The following is a 24,973-nucleotide window of genomic DNA, read 5'->3' on the forward strand; positions in this document are numbered from 1 at the left end:
GCGAAAATGACAGCTCACATCAACATTGCCGCATCCACCAAGATATTGGTCCTTTCCGACGATGCTGCGGCCGCAAGCCTCATGCTCGATGTGTTCGGTGCACTGTCGCGTTACGATGTACGCCATGTGGCACTGAAGGCGCTTGGTGAAAAAGGCCGGTTCGATTCGACGCAGTTCGACCTGATCGTTCTCGACGTCGACGACGGCGAATCACTTCACCGTCCGGAACTTTTTGCGTTCCGCACCAGCCATCGGGACATTCCGCTCGTTGTCGTTTCCGAAGATCTACCCGACGACATGCTGCGGCTGCTCTTTCGCCTGAACGGCAATGACTGGTTGAAGAAACCCCTCGAGCGCCGCGCGTTGATCGACATGATCTCGACCCACGCTCCCGGCACCGGGGCAAGCGACAGCCGGGTCCATGCCGTGGTTTCGGCCGTGGGCGGTGCGGGTGCCAGCGTGATCGCTTCGTCGCTGGCGCATGTGCTTGCCCAGCCGACCAAGAATTACGCGCCGCGGGTCAATCTGTTCGACATGGATTTTTCATCGGGGTCGCTCGGCTATTATCTTAACCTTGTCAATGACTACGACCTGAAGCCGGTCATCGCCAATCCTTCCCGGGTCGATCTGGAATTCATCGATCTGGTCCGCAAGCGCCATTCGGGCGGCTTTTCGCTGCTGTCCTTCAAGCAGCCGTCCGTCCTTCTGACGCCGCGGGGCTCCGAACTGGTGCTGCGGATGCTGGACGTAGCCGCCTTCGAAAGCGATCACACCGTCATCGACGTTCCCTACTACGATACGCCGTGGAAGAACGATGTGCTCAGTTCGGTCAACAGCGTCTGCATCGTGACCGAAATGACGATTCCCGCGCTTTCGCAAGCCAAGGACCTGTTCACCAATCTGGTGCGGCTGCGCGGCAATTCGGATCAGATATTCATCGTCATCAACAAATACCGCACCAAGCTTTTCGGCCTCGGCGTGCGCCGGCAGCAAACGGACAAGATATTCAGGGAGATCCCCACTCACGTGATCGTGGATGATTGGGATACCCTAAGTGAGGCGGTCAACCGCGGAGTGCTGCCGGTGGAAGTGAATTCCCGAGCGCGCTTCTGCAGGGCGGTCGGCAAGCTCGGAGCACTGGTGCGATGAAGGTGATCGACCGTCGGCGCATAAGGGCCCGCGCCGCCATTCTTGGTCTTGCGGTTTTCGCGATAGCTGTCGCGGATGCCGCGGCAGGCGGGCTTGTGCCGCGAAGCCTCGGACCGAGGACAGGCGCCATGGTCACCATCGAGCAAAGCTACGCAGCAGGGACGATCGTCATTGTCAGCGGGAACCAGACGCTCGACCTCGTCGTCTCCGGAAATCGGGCGATCCGCTATAAAATCGGTGTCGGTCGCGACGGATTTCGCTGGAGCGGCGTCGTGAAGGTCGGGCGCAAATCAGAGTGGCCCGACTGGCGGCCACCGGCCGAGATGAAGGCGCGCTCGCCGCAACTTCCGGACCTTGTACCTCCAGGTCCGTTTAATCCCTTGGGCGCCCGCGGAATCTATCTCTACAAGGGCAACACCGACACGCTTTACCGAATTCATGGAACGAACGAGCAGTCGACGGTCGGCGGTTTCGCCTCGTCGGGCTGCTTCCGCATGAGCAACGCCGATGTCATCGATCTCTATGAGCGAGTGAAGATCGGTTCCACGGTCATTGTAAAATAGTCGAGGGTGAAAGGCATGACGAACGGAATCATCGGGCGTTTCTACAAGCAGCGGGAACCGGAAAAGCGGGAGCATCCGGAGGCGATCGAACTGTCTCTAGCCGGCGCGGTTCCGCTCGCCCCAGCCCGGCAATCCCCGTCCGGCGAAGCGCCGGTGTCTGTCGAAGAAGCTCCGCTCGGGCCGGATATGGTGTCGGAGCGGGTCAATCTGCATCGCTACCTGCTCGATCGTATCAACCTGGGCATTCTCGATACGCTCGACAACGAGGAGATTGCAACTGAGATCAGGCCACTGGTTAAGGACTATATCCGGCGTAACAACTTTCCGCTCAATGCTAAGGAAATCAATGATCTGATCCGCGATATCACCGACGAGATGCTCGGGCTGGGACCGATCGAGCCGCTACTGACCGACGACACGATTGCCGACATTCTCATCAACGGCCACGACAGCGTCTATGTGGAGCGGGGCGGCAGGCTCGAAAGCACCGCCGTGCGCTTCAAGGACGAGGACCATCTGTTGCGGGTGATCAACAAGATCGTCTCGGCGGTCGGCCGCCGCGTCGACGAATCGACGCCTATGGTCGATGCACGACTCAAGGATGGCTCGCGTGTTAACGTCGCCATTAGGCCAATCTCGGTCGACGGACCGCTCGTTTCCATTAGAAAATTCACCCGAAAGCCGCTGACGATGGAGCGCCTCGTGGAATATGGCGCCATGGCCAATGCGATGCGCGTCCTTCTTAGCGCCGCAGTCAGGGGCAAGGTGTCCATGGTCATTTCGGGCGGCACAGGTTCGGGCAAGACCACCTTGCTCAACGCGCTTTCGTCGCAAATTTCTCCGAAGGAGCGTCTGATCACCATCGAGGACGCAGCCGAACTTCAGTTGCAGCAGCCACATGTCGGCCGGCTGGAAACTCGGCCGCCGACGCTCGACGGGCGCAACGAAATTCGTCAGCGCGAACTTTTGAAAAACGCACTGCGCATGCGCCCGGACCGCATCATCGTCGGCGAAGTGCGCGGCGATGAGGCCTTCGACATGCTGCAGGCGATGAATACCGGTCATGAAGGGTCGATGACGACCATTCACGCCAACACGCCCCGCGACGCCGTCGGCCGGCTTGAACAGATGGTCGGCATGGCAGGGATGCCGATGTCGCAGCTGAGCATTCGCTCGCAGATCTCGTCCGCCATCACGATTATCGTGCAGGTTCAGCGCTTGAGCGACGGCAGCCGCAAGATCGTCTCGATTTCCGAGATCACCGGCATGGAGGGTGAAGTCGTGCAGATGCAGGAGATCATGAAATTCAAGAAGACCGGCACCGACGACGACGGGCGGATCCGCGGGGAATTCCGCGCCACGGGCATCCGGCCGCGCTTCATCGAGGAATTTGCCGAACTCGGAATCGAGATTCCTGCGATGATCTTCGATCCCGGCAAACCGCTGCAATCGGGGCCTCTTGAACCATGAACCTGATCCTGCTTTACGCGGCCGTATTCATCGCGGCCCTTGTTGCTGTCGAAGCGATCATGCGCGGCTACTTCAGGACGTCCGAGCGTCACCGCGCTGTAAACCATCGGCTGAGCCTGCTCAATGTCAGCGACGATCATCGTAAGACCTACCGCGACATGCTGAAGGAGCGCGGTGCCGACGGTAGCTGGCGGCAAGTCCCCTTGGTGCAGCGAATGCGGCAGTTTTACGTCCAGTCTGGCATCAAGTTCGATGCCAGGCGATTTGGCCTCTTCGCGATCGCCGGCGCAGCTTTAGTATGGCTGATCGTTCAGTTTCTGGTGCCGAGCAATCTGGTCAGGGTACCGGTCTTTCTCCTGATCTGCCTTCTCATCCCTGTGCTCGTCGTCTGGCGCACCCGGGCAAGCCGCATGCGAAAATTCGCACTGAAGCTTCCCGAAGCGCTCGATGTCGCCAACCGCAGCCTGGCCGCCGGCCACCCGCTGCCTGCAGCGATTGCTCTGGTGGCGCGCGAGATGCCTGATCCGATCGGTAGCGAGTTCGGCCTCCTCTCGGACGAACTCACCTATGGCGTGACGCTCGACGACGCCCTCATAAACCTGGCCGACCGGGTGGGCGTCGAGGATCTAAACCTGCTCGCAATATCGCTGAGTGTACAGGCCGGAACCGGCGGGAATCTCGTCGAAATCCTGCAGAACCTTTCGAAGACACTGCGCGACCGGACGATGCTGAAAGCAAAGGTCAAGGCAATCTCCTCGGAAGGGCGCATCACGGCGATCTTCATGTCGATGTACCCGTTTCTGCTCTACGGGATGATCAAGGCGCTGTCGCCGACCTACTTCGATCCCCTCTGGGAAAGCGGCCACGGAACCACCGTGGTATGCGTGCTGCTGGCCCTCATGGCGGTCGGCAATGTCATTCTCTACAAGCTGGTCAACTTCGAGTACTGAGGCCGTCATGTCGAGTGAATATGGAATTTACTTCATCGTCTTCTTTTCAGTGCTGATATTTGCAGCAGCGGCATCGGAACTGGTTTTTCGCCGGCGCGAGGTCGGGGCGCGGCTGTCGGAGGCCACGACGGCGACAGGTGGGGAATTTCAACTTGGCGATACGACCATTGCCGATCTCGGCGAGGCGGAAAACCGCCTGATCCGTCGCTATTTCGAGATTACCCGGCGTGATACGAATCAGAACTCCACCCAGAACCGGCTGATTCGCGCGGGATTTTTCGATGCCAGTGCAGTGACCATCTTCCAGGTGGTTCGCGCGCTGATCTGTATCGGCGTGTTTGTCGCGGCGGTCTGGACGTTCAATCGCTTCGTGCCCGAGATGTCGCGGATCGCAACGCTGATCATCGCCATGTTTGCCGCCGGCGTGACCTTTATTCTAGTCAACATCTATATCGACCGGCGCGGCGGCGCCAAGGAGCGGGAGTATCGCCGGCTCTTTCCCGACTTCATGGACATGCTGATCGTCTGCCTCGATGCAGGGATGAGCATTGAGGCAGCGGCCAACCGCGTTGCCCGGGAGTTCGTCGACAAGCAGCAGGACTTCGGCCTGCATCTCTCGATCATGATGCTGGAAGTGCGCGGCGGGCGCCGCTTGCGCGATGCATTGGCCAATCTTGCGACACGATTGCGGATAGATGAGGCGCGGGCGCTTTCCGTACTGTTCCGCCAATCGGAGGAACTTGGAACGAGCGTTACGCAGACGCTGCGGGTCTACAGCAAGGAAATGCGCGATCTTCGCATCGTGCGGGCCGAGGAAAAGGCCAACGCCCTGCCGATCAAAATGCTGCTGCCGCTCGGAGCCTTCCTGTTTCCGGTGAGCCTGATCATCGTGCTCGTGCCCATTGTCATCCGTGTCGTCAGTATTCTCGTCGGCTTGAAACCCGGCGGTTGAACCAAGCGAGGTCCGTATGCAGTATTCGCCCGAACAGAATCGTCAAGATGTCGTAATACCCATCGATCCACGGATGCCGATGGCACCGGCAAGCCTAGAGGAGACTGGCCTGGAATCGTCGTTCCTGCTCAGGCTGGCGGCAAAATGTGCGGCCGAGCAGGATACAATCACGGCATCTCACCTGACCGACCGCATGAAATTGCCGAAAGTGCTGGCCAATATCCTGATCAAGGAACTTGTGAAGCTCGCATTCCTGGAGGCTCGTGGCCTGGCTGGCGAGGATGTGAGATCCGACATTCGCTATACGCTTTCGACCAATGGCTTCGAATATGCCCGCGCGGCGTCGCGTCAATCCCAGTATGTGGGGCCGGCGCCGGTATCGCTGGACGCTTTCTGCCGACAAGTGGGGTTGCAGTCGATCCATGACGAGCGCGTGACCCCAGAGCGGCTGATCGAGAGCCTTGAAGGGCTAGTCCTTTCTGATTCGCTGGTCGAAAAGCTCGGTCCGGCCATGAACTCGGGTCGCTCCATCCTGCTTTACGGACCGCCCGGAAACGGAAAGACGAGCATTGCCGAGCGGACGTCGCAACTATTTCGCCAAACGATCTTTGTACCCCATGCCATCGAGGTTGGCGGCCATGTCATCAGTTTCTTTGACGAAGCTGTGCATCAACCCGTAGCCGGGGTCGACGCAAAACCCTATCCGAAGGCCGATCAGCGATGGATCGAATGCCGTCGTCCTGTAGTCAAGACCGGCGGGGAATTAACCCTCGATCTGCTCGACCTCACCTTCAACGAAGGACCAAATGTCTACGAAGCGCCGGTGCATCTGAAGGCATCCGGCGGCGTTTTCATCATCGACGACTTCGGGCGCCAGCAGGTGGCGCCGCAATCGCTTATCAATCGCTGGATCGTGCCCCTCGAACGCGGATACGACTTCCTGACGCTGCACACCGGCAAGAAATTCAAGGTTCCATTCGACGAGTTGGTCGTCTTCTCGACGAATATCGCCCCGAAGGATCTTTCCGACGAGGCTGGCCTGAGACGCCTGAAGTACAAGATCTTCGTAAATAACCCGTCGCGCGACGAATACATCCAAATTTGCAAGTCGTATGCCGCCGGTGCCGCGATCGATGTCAGTGATATTGATTTGAATCTCTTTTTTGATCGCAAGTACCATGGCACCATGCTCGCGTCCTGCTATCATCCGAAGTATCTTCTCGATTTTGTCGGGTCTTACTGCGAATTCAATGGAATGCCGAAGGTCGCGTCGCTGGATATGCTGGAGCGGGCCTGGGAAGGCGTATTCACTCTGGAATAAGTTGCCAGCGTTATTAAGGAATACCTGAAACAATGACGTGATGACGTGCGGTGGAGGAAAGCGAATGACCAGCATCCCGAATCTCGACGCCGAAGCGGATGGCGCAAAACAGCGCGGTATCAGAACGACCGGAGAGCAGAGGCACCCGAGAAATGCGCCGCTCATCGCCATGGTCGTGATGCTTCTGCCGATCAACGCAGGCATTCTGATCTATACTGCCAAGAACGCAGCGGATTTGCGCGAGAGCCGCGAGACGATTGTCGCGCTCAAGAGGTCGATCGATGGCCTGAAAGCGCAGGTAGACAAGCAGGGGCGCATTTTTGCCGGAAATGCAAAGGCTGATGAAGTGGCAGTCATCCGGCAGCAGACGGAAAGCTTGCAAAAGACGATTTTCACAATGAATGAACGGATGCGCTCTGGTTCGTTTGCCTCGCGCGCTGGCGGAGCTTTGGTGCTGAGTGCGCCTGGCAAGGAGCCGACACAATATTTCGCGCCATCAACCGCTGCCCCGCCAGCTGGAAATCAGGCTCCGGATGAAAGTTTTACGTCCATCGATGCTAAAGGCGTCGCGGTCGACGACCTGCCGCGCTACGAACGAACGGTCTCACCGGAAGGGAAGCTTATACTCCGGAAGGTGCAGTAAACCGCGACTTCCCCGAAATCTCCAACGCAAACCGCCCGGCGACGAAAGAATCGTTGTGGTATCGTGTCGGCCCATAGCGGCTACGACGCCAAGCTGCCGTCGGCAGAGTCTCAACTGGGAGCCCAGAAAGCCTACCTCCGTTGTGCGAAATTCACGCTGTTCTTCAACAATTCGAGGTTCCGGGCGGTCACCTCGTTTGCGGGATCGAGCTCGTAGGCTTTCAGAAAGTACCGTCTGGCATTGGGAAGGTCGCCGCGCAAGAGGTGCGAGTACCCGATGTTGTTGTAGTAGACCGGGGTTTTGCCGATCATCCTCGCGAGTTCCCGGTAAGCGCGGTCGGAGGTATCGAAGCGGCCAACCATGTCCGCAGAGGCCGCAAAGCCGAGCCAGGCGGCCGGATCTTCCGGAAAGACGTTAACCGCGCGCTTGTAAATGGCGTATGATTTTCCGTAGTTCTTTTCCTGGAACTGCAGCTTGCCAGTAGTGATCAGTTCATCATTCTTGTAAAAGGCGACGGCTGAATCATCCTCGACGGTCTTCGCACTATCGCCATAAGCAGCCAGATTATCAAAGCCGGACGACTGGCACCCGACCAGGCTCGCTCCACTCGCAAGCAAGAATGCAATGCACCTAATCCGAGCTCTAATCTGCAACATCTGCAATTTGATCCCCCGATTTTTCAGGCATCCTAGCCAAGCAGTCGGATGTGTCCACGGAAAATCTTCTTGAAAAAAAGCTAATAACTCAATAATTTAGGTAAATAGTCGCAAAATAGCGACAAATGCGCAGCCCGCTGCGAGGCAAAACAAGCGAGTTTTTGGAAGCGCACGATTCGAAAGACGCGCTTCGCAGATTGTGATTCGTAGAGTAAAAATTTATCAAACGTCACCTATATTGTTCCTGTCGGTCGTAGCGTGACCGTAACCCAAAGGATGAATAGTCATATGCGGACCGCTCTGTTCACGCTGGCGCGACTGGGGCCATCCCTGGCTTATGCGACAGCGGCGGTCTTCCTCATCAGCATGCTGCTGTTGGATTACTCTCCCTCAAGCGCATCCGCGTGGTGGCTTTATATGACGATACTTCCGGTCATGCGCGAGCCCATCTACTTGCTTTTTGCGGTACCTGGAGTGGGAATTTGGATCGCTACGGCGCTATTGATGCTTGCGTCACTTTTCGGGATACAACTCGCCTTGCAGCCACAACGATACCTGCGGTCAGGTTTCATCCATGCACATGTCGCGCTGATCGCGACCGGGCTGACTATGGGGCGGGCGGCCGTAGCGCAAGCCGGCACCTCCAGCTTTTCATTGCCGCAATTGCTGCGCGGCGACTGGTCGTTCCTGCCGCTATCTTATTCACCGCTCGGGACGTTTCTTTTTGTTCTCGCGCTATCGGCTTGCATTTGCTGCCATCTCAGGATCCTCAAACGTATATCGGTCGGGTGAAGAATAGGCGGATTGGCCGCCCTCATAGGCGTCATGCCCGCGCCGTTGGCCCAATGCAGCGCCTCCATTTGTTCGCGAATGCGCTCTGTTCCTCGCCGCGTTTCGGGCGTCGCCAGTCAAGGACCTCCCGTTGTCATTGCGCGATGGCGAAGGCGGCGGCATTCCTTGAAGGTCTTGCCTGAACCGCACGGGCATAGATCGCCGCTGCGGCGCTGCAGGCGGCCGATCAGCGGGAGCGTCGCTGCAGAAGGCAGCAGGGCTGCGGCAAGGGCTATGAGCTTGGCCGAGATGCCCGGGACCACAAGGCGGCGGCCGGATTTGAAGCCGCGCCAGGCGCGTTCGGCCACATAGTCCGAATCGAGCTTCGGCAAGATCTTGAATAGCGTTGCCCGGCTGGCGCCGGACTTTTCGAGGAACTCGGTCGACACCGGTCCGGGAGCGACGCATGTGACCGTCACGCCCGTGCCTCGCAATTCCTGATGGAGCGCTTCCGAAAAGAAGCGCACGAAAGCTTTGCTCGCATAATACAGGGCCATATTCGGCCCGGGCGCGAAACCGGCGATGGAACCGAGATTGAGCACACCACCGCGTCCGCGCGCCGCCATTGCGGGCAGAAAGCTCAAGGTCAGGTCGCCGAGGGCGCGTATATTGAGATCGATGATGCCAAGCTGGTCCTTAATCGGCAGGAGTGTTGCCGCACCGCGCAATCCGTATCCGGCGCTGTTGACCAGGACGTCGCAGAACAACCCGTTTGCAGACAGGAAGTCCTGCAAACGCGCCGAGGCATCGGCCACAAGGAGATCCAGTTCCAGCGTGAATGCCTCGCCGCCCGCCGCCTGCACGTCTGCCGCGGCAGCAGCCAGACCTTCAGGCGATCGCGCAACGAGCACAACGACGGCCCCATGCTCCCGGGCAGCGACTTTGGCAACTGCCCTGCCGATGCCGCGCGAGGCACCGACCACGACGGCGGCCGGACGAAACTCACTCTGCATGATCATATTGCCGTCCCTGAAGCCGCCGTATCGGGGGCGGCGGCAACACCCTGTGGGGCGAGTGGGGCGATGCTCTTTACTTCGCTGGCGACTTCGCCGTTCAATATTTTTTCGAATCGCTCCAGCGCCCGTGCGACATTGGCACCGTCCATGACCCTGTGATCGTAGTGGATCCGGACCGTGACCGATCCGTCTGCCGAGATCGGGCCGTAGTTGAAGAGCGTGGTCAATGGCGAAAGGGGATTGAGTGACTCTGCCCCGAGACCGGAATAGACCGACAGCTGGAAAGTGCCGAACCGGCGAGCACGCTGCCGCCCGATATTCAGCCCGAGCCACATCAACAGCCACCTCAAAGGCGCCGGCGCACGGGCAAACTTCAATGCACGCCGGAACTCCTTGATTTCCAGGACCGGGCGCGAGCGCGCCGCCTGGATCAGGGCCTCGAGTTCGGCGATCGGCCGCCGCTCGGGGGCCTTGATGGAGCTCAGCAAGACGACCCGCTCGCCGCCATATTCGCGCTCGTGGGCAATCGAGGCCACGCTTTCGGGATATTCATAGAGCTGAGCTCTCGGGAACTTGATGTAAGCGCGCCTAAGGTCCGGTGTCTCCCGGGAGAGAAGCGCGTATCCTTTCAAGAAGAGTACGGTCCAGGAGGGCCTGCTTGGCTGGGTCAGTCTGGCCCTCTGGAGCGGGCCGAGATTCATCTGCCGCTGCACAGTGACCCGCGGCACTCCGATCGAGAACCGCATCAGATCCCCGACAAGGCGCCGTGCCGCAGAAAGCTTGATGGTCCGGCCTCGCATCATGCCTCCTCTAATAAAGATAGGGAATAATTCGCTTGGTCCTGTCCATATAGGCGCGATATTGCGCGCCGAAAATCTCCAGCATCATACGCTCTTCCTTGTCCACCCGTAGAAAAAAGAGGATTGCGAAGCCGATCAGACCAGCAAGCCCCACGATCCAGTTCGACAGCAGAAAGGCCTGGCCGAGGCCCATCAGCAGGAAAGACGTGTACATGGGATGGCGGACGAAAGCGTAGGGGCCACTGCAAATCAGCTGATGCTGGTCGCGAATCTCCAACGTGATGGACCAGTTGCGGCCGAGTTCCTTGTGGGTTCTGCGAAAGACCCACATGGCGGCGGCAAAGAGCACCACTCCGATGGCCACCGCCCAGGCGCGGGCCGGATAATCGGCGTCTTGCGGCATGCCGGTGGCGACATAGAACCCCGGCACGACCGCAAGACCCAGTAGCGCCGACGCAAGCCCGATCTTCTCGATTTGAGAACGGCGGTGACTGACGACACGCACGCGCTTGGCGCGGCGCTCGAAAGGATATCGGATGATATACCAGGCAACGACGCCGAGCACCCACAGGATCTTGCCGACAACAGCTATGCTCAATTTAAGTCTCCAGAGCCCTTCTGCGTCCTGCAACCGACTGGATGGAGAAGCGGTATAGCAGCTCGCCCGCCTCGCATTCAGGTGTTCATTTCTCGAAGCTGCGTCACGAATTGTTGCGGGCGGAGCCAGATGCTGGGTGCCTTATAGCCCATCGAGCGAGCGATTTCTGCTACGAAAGCGTTGCAGTTATAAACCGAAGCCTGCCAAAACTTGGTTTTGGCCTTCAGCTTGCGTATGAAGGCGACGGTCTCGTCGTATTCCGATGGAGTGAGAAGGACGCGCCAGCTTGCCGATCTGTAGGCCTCCTCCAGGTCGCCGTCACTGGCCCCGGTTTCGGCCGGTACGGGCAGGAAGTGGCCGAGAACATAGGGGGCTGTATCATTGGTCGCAGGAGCAAGCCCCGCGACCTCCGGATTGACCATCCCGCCAGCTTTGTTCAACCGCCCGAAAATCACGTAGGTGTGGCCGTAGCTCAGCGCGTAGCGCGAGCGAAATTCGATAAAGTACTGGCCATCTCTTTTTTGCGATGATTCGCCAACAGCCCCGCCCCGCGCATCCGAAACGAATCGCGGCTGGGGTGGCTTGTCTTCTGTCTGGCATGATGTGAGCGCGAGAGCGAATAGAATTACAAGTGATAGACGGCCCTTTGCAAGCGTCATCGCTACACTTCATCTCCCGGTATCAAGTGAGCATCGACACATGCCCTGCTTGACGCCATTCTCTGCGCTGCAAGCTGAAAGGCAGGTCCAGCTCGGACTGCACGATGTTGGGAAGGGCCACGAATGCCCCCTCCCATTCAGCAACAGTTAGTTGCTACTTATATACGGGTGCCGGTTCCGCTGCTACGGGCGGCGGGGCCTTCCCCTTGCCCTTACCGATCGCCCCGCAAGCGCTCAGGCTTGCAACGGAAAACAACGCAACTAGGCACATGATCAGAATTCTGCTCATCAGTAGTCCTCTCCTTAGCACGGAATAGGTTATCGAAGGCAACGCTTCTACTAATAGCCGCAAAATACGCCTAAGCCAAGTGCAGAAAGGACACACCTTGCCTCTGTGCGGCCTCGGGTGCCTCATAATGCCTAACAGACCGTGGCGTTATCGTTGCAAAATGTAAGCATCATATGACCAATACTGGCGTTCCCACCGGAGCCCTGCTGTAGAGGTCGACGATGTCCTCATTGGTCAAACGAATGCATCCATTGGAAACTGCCTGCCCTATCAACCAGGGCTCGTTCGTTCCATGCAGCCGGAACAGGGTGTCCTGTCCGCCCCTGTAGAGATAAAGGGCAGCGGCGCCAAGCGGATTGTGGGGTCCGCCTGAAACACCGCCCGCATACTGCGCCAAGTGCGGCTTGCGCCGTATCATGCTCGCTGTAGGCATCCACGAGGGCCATTCCGCCTTCCGACCGATGGTCGCCCTTCCCTTGAGCGTCAGTCCCTCCTCGCCGACTGCAACGCCATAGCGCAGCGCCTCGCCTCCGCCTTCGACCAGATAAAGGTAACGCTCGTAGGTGTTGACCACGATCGTTCCAGGCGGCTCGCTTCCGTCATATGGAACGCGCCGCCGCCGGTAGCGAGAGCTGATTCGCGGCGTCGACGAAAACATCGACCCCACCTGCCATCCCGTCGTTGAAGCGCATCCAGATACCATCAACGCCAGACTGCCCAGCAGGAGCCCCCGGCGCGCAACGTGTTTTTTTTCCATCTCTACCTGCTAAGCAATCGATCGACCCTATTCTTCGTCTTAACATCCCGGCGCCAACCGGCCAAGCCTCGCGTCAAAGGTCAAAGGTCAAATGCTCTCGTTCACTTGAACCCGCGTTGCCGAGCGGGACCATGAAGGGTGAAGGGCAGCAGAACCAGCGGCCGCCGTTGCTTACGGCTATGAAAGGTCTTGCATCAATGGCATGCCTCTGCTCGACTAGAGGCAGGGGCAATGAGGAGGGACATGATGACGACGCCTGACTTTACGGGGAAAGTCGCGCTCGTAACCGGCGGAGGGTCCGGTATAGGTGCAGCCATTTGCCGGCAGCTCGCTGACGAGGGAGCAGAGGTGGTCATTGCCGATCTCGATGCTGACGCCGCACGCAACCTTGCCGCGGAGATCCGTTCAAAGGGCGGGCGGGCGCGGGACTTTGCGGTCGATGTCACGGATGCCGGTGCGGTGGAAAAGCTGATAGGCTACACTGTCGAGACATGCGGCGGCCTGCATCTGGCGGTTAACAACGCAGGCATAGACGGCCCCCGAAAGGCGACGGCAGACTACCCGCTCGACAATTGGCACAACCTGATGAACGTCAACCTGAACGGCGTTTTCTACTGCATGAAGCATGAGATTGCCGCCATGCTGCAACGCGGCGGCGGGGCCATCGTCAACATGTCTTCCGCCCTCGGTTCGGTTGGCTTGCCCTTTACAGCAGCCTATACGGCCGCCAAGCACGGGGTTGTCGGCCTGACCAAGGTTGCCGCAATCGAATATGCGAGACTGGGCATCCGCATCAATGCCGTCGGCCCCGGCTGGATCGAAACACCGCTTTTGACTGAGCATCTGGCGATTGCGGGAAGCCGGCGCATGGAAGCGCTTCAGCCGATGGGCAGGCGCGGCAGGCCGGAGGAGGTCGCAGCCCTCGTGTGCTTCCTTCTGTCCGAACAAGCAAGCTTCATCACTGGAAGTTATCATCTGGTGGACGGGGCATATACCGCCCATTAGATCCACACGCCCACTGCGGCTGCCTAAGCTTCAGGCGGCTCGCCAGGATTCTGCGGCAGCGACTGAAGAAGGGTCTGGCGCGCAGAACGCAGATGCAGGCGGCACGAGAAGTCGATTGCCGCCTGATCGCGTGATTCCAGCGCCGCGATGTAATCGAGATGTTCGTGAATGGCGCGTTCGTTGCGCTGGCGCGCGAACGCCTTGTTCCACTGGTAGTGATAGTGGAAGATGATTGCGATCGCATCGTAAAAGTCCGCGATGAACCGGTTTTTCGCGGCGCCGTGGATCAAGAGATGGAAGCGCTCGTCAAGGGCTGAGAATTCCTTGTAGCGCGCATCGAAATCGTTGAGCATCGCATGATGCTCGGCCTTGATATCGGCCAGCGCCGCCCAGGCTTCGCTTTCAGGCGGCAGCTTGCCGAATTCGGTGGCCGAATGGAGCTCGAACATTTCGCGGACATCCGCGAGCTCCAGTGCGAATTCGCGGGTGAAGCCTTTCAGGATCCAGTGGCTGTTCGGCCGCTTTTCGATGAGGCCGAAGCGCGAGAAACGGATGAGAAATTCGCGGACGCTGGTCGTACCGGTGCCGATCTCTCGAGCCAGCTCCAGCTCGTTGATCTGCATGCCGGGCGCGGCATCATCCGACAGAATGCGCTGCATGAAGCTGCGCTCGATGATGTCGTGCAGCGAATCCGTCTCTTCGGACGGAAAGAGGTCTTCCTCGGTGGGAACGCGCAGCACGATCTTCTGGCGCTTGTTCCACCGGATGATGCCTTCGTCGTTCAGGCGGGTCAAAATTGCCCGGGCCGTGCTGCGGCTGATGCCGAGCTGCGCGGCGATTTCGGGTTCGGAAGGCAAGGCGGCATCCGGGCGCAGAGCAGCAGCATACCTGTTATAGGCTTCCTTGAAGACCGTATTCTGCCTTGCCATGCCACCCCGCTCTTTCCTCGTGCCTTTAAACTTTGCACCTGCAAAGTTCAAAGCGCAGGAGCTACTCGACTGCGACCTTTATCCTATTTCCTGGCCATCTGCGGCTGTTTGCCTCCCTTGACCACAGGAACAACATTCCCGTTGACTTGAAAATGTTTATTGTAGATAAAAAACAAAATCAATGCGCATTTTGCCGATGCAGCGGGCGCGTTCCTCAGGGAGAAGACAATTGAACAAACTGCCTTGGCTCATCCTGTCTGCTGGAGATAACGTCGCCGTCGCAACGGCAGCGATCGAAGCCGGAGCGACCGTCGCAGGTATAAAGACCCGGCAGAAAATCGAACCCGGCCACAAGGTTGCGATCGCCGACATCCCGCTCGGCACGCCGGTGGTGAAATATGGCCAGGCGATCGGCCGCACGACTGCCGAGGTGAAGGCCGGCGATCATATCCACAGCCACAACCTGCATTTCGAGAACGACCGTCTGGCGGCAACTGCGAATTCCGCTCCGGAAGCGGCGACCGCGGAAGACCGCGCACGAACCTTCATGGGTTTCCGACGCGCGGACGGCCGGGCGGCGACCCGCAACTATATCGGCGTCATTGCCAGCGTGAACTGTTCCACCACCGTCTGCCGTGCGATTGCAGACGAGGCCAATCGCACCATCCTGCCGTATTACGAGGGCATCGACGGCTTCGTGCCGATCGTGCATGACCAGGGCTGCGGCATGAGCTCGACGGGTGACGGCATGTCGGTCCTTCACCGCACGCTTGCAGGCTACACGCGCCATGTCAATTTCGGTGGCGTGCTGATGATCGGCCTTGGCTGCGAAGTAAACCAGCTGACGCTTTACGGCCAAAGCGGTGCCGGCAATGCCAAGCGGCACTTCAACATTCAGGATGCCGGCGGCTCGCGGCGGGCCGTCGAACGCGCCATGGGGATGCTCCGGGATATCGCCGCCGATGTCGGTAGGGAGCGGCGCACGCCGATACCCATCAGCGAGATCATCATCGGCCTGCAATGCGGTGGGTCGGATGGCTTTTCGGGTATTACCGCCAATCCGGCGCTCGGCGTCGCAGCCGATCTTCTGGCTGCAGCCGGCGGTACCGCAATCCTTTCCGAAACCTCGGAAATCTACGGCGCTGAGCATCTGCTGCGCAGCCGCGCGATCAATGAGGACGTGGCCAGGAAGCTCGACGACAAGATCGCCTGGTGGGAGAAATATGTCGGACTGCATGGCGCCTCGCTCGACAACAACCCCTCGCCCGGCAACAAGCGCGGCGGATTGACGACCATTCTTGAAAAGTCGCTCGGTGCAGTGGCCAAGGGCGGCCGGTCTCCGCTGACGGCGGTCTACAGCTATGCCGAACGCGTAACTGCACCGGGACTCGTTTTCATGGATACGCCCGGATACGACCCGGTTTCCGCGACGGGGCAGGTTGCAGGCGGCGCAAACATGATCGCCTTCACGACCGGCCGCGGCAGCTGTTTCGGCTGTCGTCCCGCGCCCTCGATCAAGCTGTCCAGCAATTCGGCGCTCTACGCTTCGATGGAAGAGGACATGGATATCGATTGCGGCACGATCGCCACCGGCGATGCGACCATCAGCGGCAAGGGGCGCGAAATTTTCGACCTGATCATCAATACGGCTTCCGGCAAGAAGACGAAAAGCGAGGAGTTTGGCTACGGCGACAACGAATTCGTACCGTGGCACCTGGGAGCAACGCTCTAACAGAAATCGGCTCTTCACGGGGAGGGAAGATGAAGACGAGGAAAATCGGCAAGACCGAACTCAAGGTCACCGAAATCAGTTTCGGTGCCGCGGCTCTGGGTGGCCTTTACCGTGCCTGCCCGCGCGAACAGGCAATGGAAACGCTGGAAGCTGCTTGGGCGAGCGGCATCCGTTATTTCGACGTGGCGCCCTGGTATGGCCTCGGCCTTGCCGAGCGCTACGTCGGCGATTTCCTGAGGGCCAAGCCCGAGAAGGAATACGTGCTCTCGACCAAGGTTGGCCGGCTTTTGCGGCCCGTGCCGACTGGTACGGTGCCGGACTACAGCTATGTCGACCCCCTCTCCTTCGATGCCGATTACGACTATTCCTATGACGGCATCATGCGATCGGTCGATTTCAGCTATGCACGGCTGGGGCTTAATCGCATCGATATTCTCTATGTCCACGACATCGGCAGCTACACGCACGGTGCCGCGAAGAATGCCGTTCACCTGAAAAATTTTCTCAGTTCCGGCATCAAGGCGCTGGAAGAGCTGAAGTCATCGGGCGCGATCAAGGCTTTCGGCCTTGGCGTCAATGAGGTTCCTGTCTGTCTGGATGTCATGCGCAACGCCGACATCGACGCCATCCTGATGGCCGGACGCTATACCTTGCTCGATCGCTCCGCTGTGGCGGAGCTCCTGCCGCTCTGCCGCAAGAAAGGCACGTCTCTGGTTGTCGGCGGCGTCTTCAACTCCGGCATCCTTGCGACCGGTCCGGTGCCGGGCTCGCATTTCGACTACATGCCCGCGACACCGCAGGTGCTTGCCAAGGTGGGCGCGATGGAAGACATCGCCAAACGTCACGGCGTTGTGCTCGCGGCCCCGGCGCTGCAATTCCCGCTTCGCGAGCCAGCCGTTTCTTCCGTGCTGATCGGAACGGCAAAGGCATCCAGCCTCAAGCGCAACATGGAGCTCTTCGAGCCCGCGCTACCCGACACGATCTTCCCTGAATTCGACCACCTGACACTGGTTGCGCCGCCGCTTGGCGAAGACGCGGTGCGCGTTTAAGGACCAGACCATGCTCAAAGGAATTCATCCCGTTCTCAGCCCGGATCTTCTGCGCGCCATAGCGCGCATGGGCCACGGCGACGACATTGTCATCGCGGACGCCAACTTTCCCTCGAGCACCATGGGACCGGATGTCATTCGTGCCGATGGCGTAACGGCGACCGAAATGGCCGAAGCGATCCTGACGCATATGCCGCTGGACACGTTCGTTCCGGAAACGGCATGGCGCATGGAGGTCGTCGGCGATCCCGGCGCCGTGCCGGAGGTGTGCGTCGAATTCCAGGAGATTGTGAGCAGGCGTGCTGGCGACTTCCGGATCGCACGGCTCGAACGCTTCGCATTCTACGAGCATGCCAGGAAGGCAGCCTATATCGTCGCGACGACCGAATTCCGGCTGTATGGAAATCTTATTCTGAAGAAAGGCGTCGTGCATCCGCATGAAGTCTATCGCGGCCGTGATTTATTTTAGAATGCAGTTTAATTTATTTAAAAACAGGAGCTTGAGAGTATAGTCGACACAGCCGCAGCCGGGCCTCTAGCCACTTGCAATTTGGTAAGGTCTCGGCTAGCTTGCTTCGGCAACTGTTTTTTATAGATAAAAATCGTCCGCCTGCGTTCAGCGGTCTGGTTTCTTGGAGGAGAACGCACCCTGAGAGGAGAACCCACATGCGCATGAAATCTATTCTGTCTCGCCGAGCCTTCACGGCTCTCGCGGGCGCCGCCGTCATCGCAACTGCAATGCCGGTGCCATCCTTTGCAGCCGACGTGACGATCCCGATCATCGTCAAGGATACGACGTCCTTCTACTGGCAGATCGTGCTCGCCGGCGCCCGCAAGGCCGGCAAGGATCTCGGCGTCAACGTTCCGGAACTCGGCGCGCAGGCCGAATCCGACATCAATGGCCAGATCAGCATTCTTGAAAACGCCGTCGCCGGTAAACCCGCCGCCATCGTCATTTCGCCGACCGAGTTCAAGGCGCTCGGAAAGCCGATCGACGAAGCCGCCAAATCGGTTCCGATCATCGGTATCGACTCTGCCGCCGATTCCAAGGCATTCAAGTCGTTCCTGACGACGGACAACGTTCAGGGCGGCCGCATCGCAGCTGACGGTCTGGCTGCTGCCATCAAGGAAATGACGGGCAAGGAAGAGGGTGAAGTGGTGATCCTCACAAATCTTCCGGGCGTCGGCTCGCTCGAGCAGCGCCGCGAAGGCTTCCTGGATCAAGTGAAGACCAAGTATCCCGGCCTGAAGGTCATTGCCGACAAATACGGTGACGGTCAGGCAACGACCGGCCTCAACATGATGACCGACCTGATCACCGCCAACCCGAACCTCGTCGGGGTCTTTGCCTCCAACCTGATCCTGGGGCAGGGTGTTGGCCAAGCGATCGCTGAAAACAAGCTCGGCGACAAGATCAAGGTCATCGCCTTCGACAGCGACGAGAAGACCGTCGGCTTCCTGAAGGAAGGTTCGCTTGCGGGTCTCGTCGTGCAGGACCCCTATCGCATGGGCTATGACGGCATAAAGACCGCGCTTGCGGTTTCGAAGGGCGAGAAGGTCGAAGAAAACGTCGACACCGGTGCAAACCTCGTCACGAAGGCGAATATGAGCGATCCGAAGATCGATGCGCTGATCAATCCGAAGATCCAGTAAACACGAACCAAGGCTGCGCGTGAGAAATTCCGCGCAGCCTTTTCTTCACCTGTGTTATCGTTTGCCCGAGGGGCGCGGATCGCTGGTGGAGGAGACAGCAATTCGTGAGGAGGAGACGTCCATGAGCCTGGAAGAGGTCAGTCATCGCCACGACGACAGCGCGACACTGAAAGAGGCAAACCGCATTCCCGCGGGCTCACCGATCCTCGAGCTCAGGGCTTTGCAAAAGAACTATGGCTATGTCCAAGCGCTAAAGCCTGCGACGATGACCTTTCTGGCCGGCGAAATTCACGCGATAGTCGGCGAAAACGGTGCGGGCAAATCAACCCTCATCAAGCTGTTGACCGGTGTGATCAGCCGAACCGCCGGGGAAGTTTTCTGGTGCGGCCATCCCGTTGCACTTGCGACGCCGAACGAGGCGATCGCGCGCGGCATCAACGCCGTCCACCAGGAGGTGGTGCTCTGCCCGCACTTGACGGTTGCGGCCAATCTCTTTCTCGGCGACGAAGTCAACCAGTACGGCCTCATGCGGAAGAAGCAGATGGTCAAGATGGCACAGGCCGTCCTCGACGATCTCGGCTTCGGCCTGCCCGCAAATGTCCTGCTGAGTGAGCTCACCATCGGCCAGCAGCAGCTCGTAGCAACGGCACGCGCAGCTATGCGCGGTACGCAGTTCCTCATCTTCGACGAGCCGACGGCTTATCTTACCCGACAGGAATCTGCACAACTTTTCAAGCTCATCCGTCGCCTGCAGGGCGAAGGCGTGACGATCGTCTACATCAGCCACCGCATGGAAGAAGTTTTCGAGCTTGCAGACCGCGTCTCGGTGCTGCGCGACGGCACCCATGTCGGCACGCGCACGATCGGCGAGACGAACGAAGCGGAGTTGATCGCGCTGATGATCAACCGCTCGATCGAACAAATCTATCACAAGGAAGAAATTCCGATCGGCGAAACGATCCTTGATGTACGCGGGCTTTCGGGGCCTGGTTTCGAGGACGTATCGCTGACCGTGAAGGCCGGCCAAATCGTCGGGCTTTACGGCCTGATCGGGGCAGGACGCAGCGAATTCGCACTCGGCCTCTACGGCCGCGAAAAGACGACCGCCGGCGAAATCCGATGGATGGGCAAGCAGGTCGACATCAAGAACGAACGCACGGCGATGGAGCTCGGGATCGCGCTTGCGCCCGAGAGCCGCCGCGACCAGGGGCTCTGCCTCAACCTGTCTATCAGTCTCAACATCAACTTGCCGGTCTTCAAGAGGCTGAGCAAAGGCCCGGTCATCAGCCACAGCGAGGAATCGGAGAATTCCGACCGGCAGATTCGCAATCTTTCAATCAAGACCCCGAGCCGCCGGGTGCTCGCATCCAGCATGTCCGGCGGCAACCAGCAAAAGGTCGTCATCGGCAAATGGCTCAGCCACGGCGCACGCCTGTTCATCTTCGACGAGCCAACAGTTGGTGTCGATGTCGGTACAAAGGCGGAAATCTACCGGCTGTTTGCCAAGCTTCTGAAGGAAGGCGCAGGCATCATCCTGATCTCGTCCTATCTGCCGGAAGTCTACGAGCTTGCTGACCGGCTGCACGTTTTCCGCCGCGGCCAGTTGGTCGCAAGCCACGACTACCACGCGGCGACGCATGAAGAAGTGCTCGGCGAAGCGATCGGCGTCTGAGTGAAAGAATAAGAGGGAGAGAGAACCAATGACTGTAACCCCCACGGAAATCGTCGCCCCGCCGCCGCGCCGAAAAGTGAACATCCTGTTCAGCCTGACCCTGATCGGATTACTTCTCTTCCTCTGGATCCTCCTCGGCATCGTCACCGCCAGCTTCTGGACGCCGCTCAATATTTCGAACCTGCTGCGGCAGGGCGCGATGACGGCAATCCTGGCGCTCGGCCAGACCTTCGTTATCATTACGGCCGGCATCGACCTTTCCGTCGGCGCCATCGTCGGCTTTGCCGGTGTCATTCTCGCGTGGCTTCTGCAGGCGGGGGTTCCGGTATGGGCCGCCATTCTCATCACGCTGCTGATCGGGGTCGGGATCGGAGCCTTTCACGGTTTTGGCATCGTCAAGATGGGGCTGCCGCCATTCATCATCACCTTGGCAACGCTGACGTCGTTGCGCGGTATCGGCCTGCTCATCACCAATGGATCGACGATCAATATCGTCAACGAGCCCTTCACGAACTTCGCCCGCGCCAACTTTCTCGGCGTGCCGAGCCTCTTCTGGATGGTCATACTCGTCGCGGTTCCGTCCTTCGTCTTCTTGCATCTGAGCCGTTGGGGCCGCTATCTCTTTGCAGTCGGCTCCAACCGCGAAGCTGCCCGCCTTTCCGGCGTGCGCGTCGACGGCATGATCTATCTCGCCTATATTCTCTCGGCGACCTTCGCCGCCTTTGTCGGCGTGCTACTTGCCTCGCGCATCGCGATCGGCAACGCGACCCAGGCCGACGGTTGGGAACTGCAGGCGATCGCCTCTTCCGTTATCGGCGGAACCAGCCTTTTCGGTGCGATCGGCTCGGTTCATGGTCCGTTGATCGGCGCCTTCATCCTGGCCACGATCAACAACGGCGCGAACCTCTTGAACGTCAACTCCTTCTGGCAGCGTATCATCACCGGTCTGCTGATCATCGTGATCGTCTATTTCGATCAGTTGCGCCGCCGCCGGAGCCAGTGAGATCGAAGAAACATCGTGAAGCCGGTCCCGCGACCGGCTTCTTCATGTTCTGAATGCGAGACACATCATGAAAGCAGTGCTTTGCCAGAAGCCCGGCGTGCTCGAAATTGTCGAGCACCCCTCCCCCGGAACCCCTGCCCCCGGCTGGGTCCGGCTTGCCGTCAGCCACGTCGGCATTTGCGGCACGGATTACCACATCTTCGAAGGCAAACACCCCTTCCTCGAGTATCCGCGCGTCATGGGCCACGAAATCTCGGCAACCGTGCTCGAGGCGGGTGACGGTGTCACGATGACTGCCGGAACGCCAGTGATTGTCAATCCATACCTTTCCTGCGGCAACTGCGTTGCCTGCCGGCAAGACAAACCGAACTGCTGCACGAGTATCAAGGTGCTCGGCGTCCACACCGACGGAGCGTTCTGCGAAGAGATCACCGTTCCGGCCGACAATCTCTATCCCGCGAAAGGCTTAAGCCTCGAGGCGGCAGCAACCGTCGAGTTCCTGGCGATCGGCGCACACGCCGTCCGGCGTTCGATGGCGCCCGCCGCCTCGCGATCGCTGGTCATCGGCGCAGGTCCGATCGGGCTTGGGGCTGCAATCTTCTCACGGATTGCCGGGCATGACGTGACACTGCTCGACACCAGTGCCGAACGGTTGCAGATGGCTTCGGAGCGATTCGGCTTCCTCGCCGGCATTGTCGCCAATGACGAAACGGCCGAAGCCGTGAAGGCGAAGACGGACGGCGATGGCTTCGATGTCGTATTCGACGCGACGGGCTACGGTCCTTCGATGGAGAAGGCTTTCAGTTTCGTGGCGCATGGCGGCGCACTGGTGCTGGTTAGCGTCGTGAAGGACGACATCCGCTTTTCCGACCCGGAATTCCACAAGCGCGAAATGACGGTCATCGGCAGCCGCAATGCGACGCGCGCAGACTTCGAGCATGTCGCGGATTCGATCGCCAAAGGCCTGGTGCCAGTCGACAAGCTGATCACGCACCGCACGACCCTTGCCGACGCGCCGCGCGACCTCCCCCTCTGGACGCATGAAAAGACCGGCCTGATCAAGGCCGTCATCAAAGTGGCCGCTTAAGCCGCGTCGATCGCCTGGCGCATCTGCCGGACGACCGCGACATCGGTTTGATTGGAGGCCGGTGCCGCAAAGCCGAAAGAGACGGCGCGCGGATCGATGTTCGCCGGTGAACTGCACGAGCCATGGATCTCCCGGGCGCCTGTCATGCGTAGAATTTGCGCGACATTGCCGCACCGCACGCCGCTGCCGGGCATGATCGAAATCCGGCCGGCGGCCTTTGCGGAGATACGCTTCAGCGTTTCGAGACCATCTATCGCTTTCGGCGCGCAGCCGGAGGTGAGGATGCGCTCGCAGCCAAGCTCGACGGCCTGCTCCAGCGCAACATCGGCATCCGGCACGAGGTCGAAGGCGCGATGCAGCGTAGAGCCCAGACCGGCAGCATGCTTTTTCAAGCGGTGGATGAGCGGCATGTCCAGCGTTCCATCGGGTCGGTTGGCGCCGATGACAACGCCGGCGAGGCCGAAAGCGCGGATGGCATCGATATCCGCCATCATTGCATCCTCGTCCGCTGCATCGAAAATGAAGGGGCCCGAATGCGGACGGATCATCGCGTAGACTGGGATCGGTGCTGATGCTGCGGCTTTCATGAGACCTGCGACCGGCGTCAGGCCGCCCAGTTCAAGCGCCGAGCAAAGCTCGATACGGCCTGCGCCGCCTTCGATTGCGGCCGCAAGGCCCTTCGGGCTGTCCACGCACACTTCCAGCAAAGCCGGCATCTTTCTAAACTCCTTCATCCGCCGACGGCCTCTTTAGGCGACAGCAGCGGTTTTCGCGACAGGCTCCGAGATGATTTTGTGCACGGCTGCAGCAATCATGGCGCAGGCATCCGCCGATGCTTTCCGATGATTGAAGGCGACATGATAGGAAATCGGGATGTGTTCGGCGAGTTCGACAATACGGACGCGATCGGCAATCGGCAGCGCGCTGACGCGTCCGAGGAACGAGACATAGCCGTGGTTCGAAACAAGATCGACGATCACCGGCAGTGAATCCGCCGCCATGATGTCCTGATTGCGAAAGCGGCGGCTTACGGTTCGCTCGCGGCTCAGTGCAGTTGCGGCATCGCCCAGGCCGGTTCGCTCGCTCGGCGTGCAGATGGGATGCTCGGCCACCAGATCGGCGACAGTCAGCCCCGTACTTGCCGGCGGCGCGATTGCCACCAGATCGGTGCGTAGGAGTTCGCGGTGTCCGAAGCTTTCCAGCTCGAACACCGAATCTAGGATCGCCACGTCGATGCGGCCAGATCTGAGGGCTTCCCGCAGATCATCGGCAGTCATGGAAATCAGCGAAATGGCGTTCTTGCTGCGCCCCGCATTCCAATCGGCCACCAGAGCGCCCAGGCAGCGCGCAACCCAGCTTTCCGCACCCGTCGGAATGATCGATCCGATACGCAGCGAACGCGCAGCACGCCGATAGCGTTCGTCGGCCGTTGATTTGAGATCGTTCCAGGCCTGGCTCACCGCCGAAAAGATGCCATAGACCCGCCTTCCCTTCTCGGTCAGCGTCGAGCCTTGCGCCTGACGTTCGAGAAGCTGATGACCGACGAACTTCTCAAGATTGGCGATCTGCAATGAAAGTTGCGGCTGGCCAAGCTGAAGACGCCGGGCGGCACGATTGATGCTACCCTGATCTGCGACCTCCAGAAAGCGCTCGATCGTCACGAGCTTGATCGGAATGCGCGATGCCCAGCTTTCCAAGGCTTCGGCGCGTTCGTCTGCGACTTCATAAAGCTGCTCGACCGCGTGCATGATGGGCTGCAGCGCGTCGCGCACCTTGCCGCTCGCGATCAGTTTGACGAGTTCACCGGAACTGCGCTTGGTCAGCTTGATCGCAAGCTCGCTCTCAAGATTGCTGACCGCCGACGATACAGTGGAGGCCGCGAGCGAGAAGCGCCGCGCGGTTTCTCGAACCGAACCCGAGGCGAGAACGTGGCTGGCAACAAAAAGGGCACCGAGATGCAAGGCATTCTCCGGAAGTGACTGAAAAACCGGACGATATGATGTGTTCACGAAAAAAGATATCCCTCTTCCGGAGTTGCCGGGCTATCGTCTTTTTCAAGAACAAATCCGGGCGCGGCAGCAGTGCCGACTAAAGAGCACCGGAGGATTGCGGAAACACGCAAGGGGACAAAAACAAACCGCCGCGGCCTTGCAAAAGGAAATGCGATTTCGCGCGCGGCAATGCTTTCACGGCCATAATCGCGCTGCGACTGCAGATACTGGAGAGGGGTTGCATCGATTTTTCGAGAG

The 24,973-nt window shown here is 59.4% G+C and carries 26 protein-coding genes; 16 read left to right on the top strand and 10 right to left on the bottom strand.

Annotated elements, in window-relative coordinates; genetic code table 11:
• The first annotated feature begins 6 nt into the window (after positions 1–6).
• The 7 genes from BLP23_RS04900 (at position 7) to BLP23_RS04930 (ending at position 7,048) form a co-directional block, all read left to right on the top strand.
• Positions 7–1,149, top strand: coding sequence for a response regulator/pilus assembly protein (locus BLP23_RS04900; RefSeq protein ID WP_092583756.1), 1,143 nt, complete (start codon positions 7–9; stop codon positions 1,147–1,149).
• Positions 1,146–1,712: a L,D-transpeptidase gene (locus BLP23_RS04905; RefSeq protein ID WP_092583757.1), complete on the top strand. Its 567-nt coding sequence runs from the start codon at positions 1,146–1,148 to the stop codon at positions 1,710–1,712. Before BLP23_RS04900 ends, BLP23_RS04905 begins: the two co-directional genes overlap by 4 nt.
• 15 nt (positions 1,713–1,727) lie before the next feature.
• Positions 1,728–3,182: a TadA family conjugal transfer-associated ATPase gene (locus BLP23_RS04910; RefSeq protein WP_092583758.1), complete on the top strand. Its 1,455-nt coding sequence runs from the start codon at positions 1,728–1,730 to the stop codon at positions 3,180–3,182.
• Complete coding sequence (locus tag BLP23_RS04915; protein WP_092583759.1) at positions 3,179–4,132, top strand: type II secretion system F family protein; 954 nt, start codon at positions 3,179–3,181, stop codon at positions 4,130–4,132. The genes BLP23_RS04910 and BLP23_RS04915 overlap by 4 nt, the downstream gene beginning before the upstream one ends.
• Positions 4,133–4,139: 7 nt before the next feature.
• Positions 4,140–5,084, top strand: coding sequence for a type II secretion system F family protein (locus tag BLP23_RS04920; RefSeq protein WP_092583760.1), 945 nt, complete (start codon positions 4,140–4,142; stop codon positions 5,082–5,084).
• Between the two features lie 16 nt (positions 5,085–5,100).
• Positions 5,101–6,405: an ATP-binding protein gene (locus BLP23_RS04925; protein WP_092583761.1), complete on the top strand. Its 1,305-nt coding sequence runs from the start codon at positions 5,101–5,103 to the stop codon at positions 6,403–6,405.
• Between the two features lie 64 nt (positions 6,406–6,469).
• Entirely contained in the window at positions 6,470–7,048 is a 579-nt protein-coding gene (locus BLP23_RS04930; RefSeq protein ID WP_092583762.1) for a hypothetical protein, read from the top strand.
• A 131-nt stretch (positions 7,049–7,179) separates the two neighbouring features.
• Here the strand turns inward: BLP23_RS04930 and BLP23_RS04935 are convergent, their stop codons facing one another.
• Positions 7,180–7,704, bottom strand: a complete 525-nt coding sequence (locus BLP23_RS04935) for a tetratricopeptide repeat protein (RefSeq protein ID WP_092583763.1) — start codon at positions 7,702–7,704, stop codon at positions 7,180–7,182.
• A 288-nt stretch (positions 7,705–7,992) separates the two neighbouring features.
• Between BLP23_RS04935 and BLP23_RS04940 the strand changes: the two genes are divergently transcribed.
• Positions 7,993–8,496 (top strand): hypothetical protein, encoded by a 504-nt coding sequence (locus tag BLP23_RS04940; protein ID WP_092583764.1) that lies wholly within the window; start codon positions 7,993–7,995, stop codon positions 8,494–8,496.
• A gap of 116 nt (positions 8,497–8,612) precedes the next feature.
• Here the strand turns inward: BLP23_RS04940 and BLP23_RS04945 are convergent, their stop codons facing one another.
• From BLP23_RS04945 to BLP23_RS04970, 6 genes are all read right to left on the bottom strand, one after another.
• A complete protein-coding gene (locus BLP23_RS04945) occupies positions 8,613–9,494 on the bottom strand; it encodes an SDR family NAD(P)-dependent oxidoreductase (RefSeq protein ID WP_092583765.1) in 882 nt (293 codons plus the stop codon).
• Positions 9,491–10,291, bottom strand: a complete 801-nt coding sequence (locus tag BLP23_RS04950; protein WP_092583766.1) for a hypothetical protein — start codon at positions 10,289–10,291, stop codon at positions 9,491–9,493. Before BLP23_RS04950 ends, BLP23_RS04945 begins: the two co-directional genes overlap by 4 nt.
• A gap of 10 nt (positions 10,292–10,301) precedes the next feature.
• On the bottom strand, positions 10,302–10,889 hold the full coding sequence (locus BLP23_RS04955) for a protein-S-isoprenylcysteine O-methyltransferase (protein WP_092583767.1): 588 nt from the start codon (positions 10,887–10,889) through the stop codon (positions 10,302–10,304).
• A 77-nt stretch (positions 10,890–10,966) separates the two neighbouring features.
• Positions 10,967–11,548 carry a hypothetical protein gene (locus tag BLP23_RS04960; RefSeq protein WP_092583768.1) on the bottom strand — a complete coding sequence of 194 codons (582 nt, stop codon included), beginning with the start codon at positions 11,546–11,548 and terminating at the stop codon, positions 10,967–10,969.
• A gap of 154 nt (positions 11,549–11,702) precedes the next feature.
• Positions 11,703–11,837 carry an ABC transporter gene (locus tag BLP23_RS34315; RefSeq protein WP_092583769.1) on the bottom strand — a complete coding sequence of 45 codons (135 nt, stop codon included), beginning with the start codon at positions 11,835–11,837 and terminating at the stop codon, positions 11,703–11,705.
• Positions 11,838–12,006: 169 nt separating this feature from the next.
• On the bottom strand, positions 12,007–12,594 hold the full coding sequence (locus tag BLP23_RS04970; RefSeq protein WP_039843812.1) for a L,D-transpeptidase: 588 nt from the start codon (positions 12,592–12,594) through the stop codon (positions 12,007–12,009).
• Positions 12,595–12,840: 246 nt separating this feature from the next.
• Here BLP23_RS04970 and BLP23_RS04975 point away from each other — a divergent pair, with 246 nt between their 5' ends.
• Positions 12,841–13,599 carry an SDR family NAD(P)-dependent oxidoreductase gene (locus BLP23_RS04975; RefSeq protein WP_092584278.1) on the top strand — a complete coding sequence of 253 codons (759 nt, stop codon included), beginning with the start codon at positions 12,841–12,843 and terminating at the stop codon, positions 13,597–13,599.
• A 23-nt stretch (positions 13,600–13,622) separates the two neighbouring features.
• Here BLP23_RS04975 and BLP23_RS04980 read toward each other — a convergent pair whose 3' ends face one another.
• Positions 13,623–14,528 carry a GntR family transcriptional regulator gene (locus BLP23_RS04980; RefSeq protein WP_092583770.1) on the bottom strand — a complete coding sequence of 302 codons (906 nt, stop codon included), beginning with the start codon at positions 14,526–14,528 and terminating at the stop codon, positions 13,623–13,625.
• A 229-nt stretch (positions 14,529–14,757) separates the two neighbouring features.
• On the opposite strand from BLP23_RS04980, the gene BLP23_RS04985 reads away from it, so the two are divergent.
• The 7 genes from BLP23_RS04985 to BLP23_RS05015 all read left to right on the top strand — a co-directional run bounded on the left by BLP23_RS04985 (position 14,758) and on the right by BLP23_RS05015 (position 22,724).
• A complete protein-coding gene (locus BLP23_RS04985) occupies positions 14,758–16,260 on the top strand; it encodes a UxaA family hydrolase (RefSeq protein ID WP_092583771.1) in 1,503 nt (500 codons plus the stop codon).
• 29 nt (positions 16,261–16,289) lie between these two features.
• Positions 16,290–17,309 carry an aldo/keto reductase gene (locus tag BLP23_RS04990; protein WP_092583772.1) on the top strand — a complete coding sequence of 340 codons (1,020 nt, stop codon included), beginning with the start codon at positions 16,290–16,292 and terminating at the stop codon, positions 17,307–17,309.
• Between the two features lie 10 nt (positions 17,310–17,319).
• Positions 17,320–17,778, top strand: a complete 459-nt coding sequence (locus BLP23_RS04995) for an RbsD/FucU family protein (RefSeq protein WP_092583773.1) — start codon at positions 17,320–17,322, stop codon at positions 17,776–17,778.
• Between the two features lie 197 nt (positions 17,779–17,975).
• On the top strand, positions 17,976–18,962 hold the full coding sequence (locus tag BLP23_RS05000) for an ABC transporter substrate-binding protein (RefSeq protein WP_092583774.1): 987 nt from the start codon (positions 17,976–17,978) through the stop codon (positions 18,960–18,962).
• A 121-nt stretch (positions 18,963–19,083) separates the two neighbouring features.
• A complete protein-coding gene (locus tag BLP23_RS05005) occupies positions 19,084–20,634 on the top strand; it encodes a sugar ABC transporter ATP-binding protein (RefSeq protein ID WP_092583775.1) in 1,551 nt (516 codons plus the stop codon).
• A 28-nt stretch (positions 20,635–20,662) separates the two neighbouring features.
• Positions 20,663–21,637: an ABC transporter permease gene (locus BLP23_RS05010; protein WP_092583776.1), complete on the top strand. Its 975-nt coding sequence runs from the start codon at positions 20,663–20,665 to the stop codon at positions 21,635–21,637.
• Between the two features lie 67 nt (positions 21,638–21,704).
• On the top strand, positions 21,705–22,724 hold the full coding sequence (locus BLP23_RS05015) for a zinc-binding alcohol dehydrogenase family protein (protein ID WP_092583777.1): 1,020 nt from the start codon (positions 21,705–21,707) through the stop codon (positions 22,722–22,724).
• Here the strand turns inward: BLP23_RS05015 and BLP23_RS05020 are convergent.
• Both BLP23_RS05020 and BLP23_RS05025 read right to left on the bottom strand, forming a co-directional pair.
• Positions 22,721–23,440 carry a copper homeostasis protein CutC gene (locus BLP23_RS05020; protein ID WP_092584279.1) on the bottom strand — a complete coding sequence of 240 codons (720 nt, stop codon included), beginning with the start codon at positions 23,438–23,440 and terminating at the stop codon, positions 22,721–22,723. The two genes, BLP23_RS05015 and BLP23_RS05020, sit on opposite strands and share 4 nt — an antisense overlap.
• Before the next feature lie 33 nt (positions 23,441–23,473).
• Positions 23,474–24,685, bottom strand: a complete 1,212-nt coding sequence (locus tag BLP23_RS05025) for a LysR family transcriptional regulator (RefSeq protein ID WP_092584280.1) — start codon at positions 24,683–24,685, stop codon at positions 23,474–23,476.
• Positions 24,686–24,973: the final 288 nt, after the last annotated feature.

It is taken from the genome of Rhizobium mongolense subsp. loessense (genome assembly GCF_900099775.1).
In the GTDB taxonomy this organism is placed as follows: Bacteria; Pseudomonadota; Alphaproteobacteria; order Rhizobiales; family Rhizobiaceae; genus Rhizobium; species Rhizobium loessense.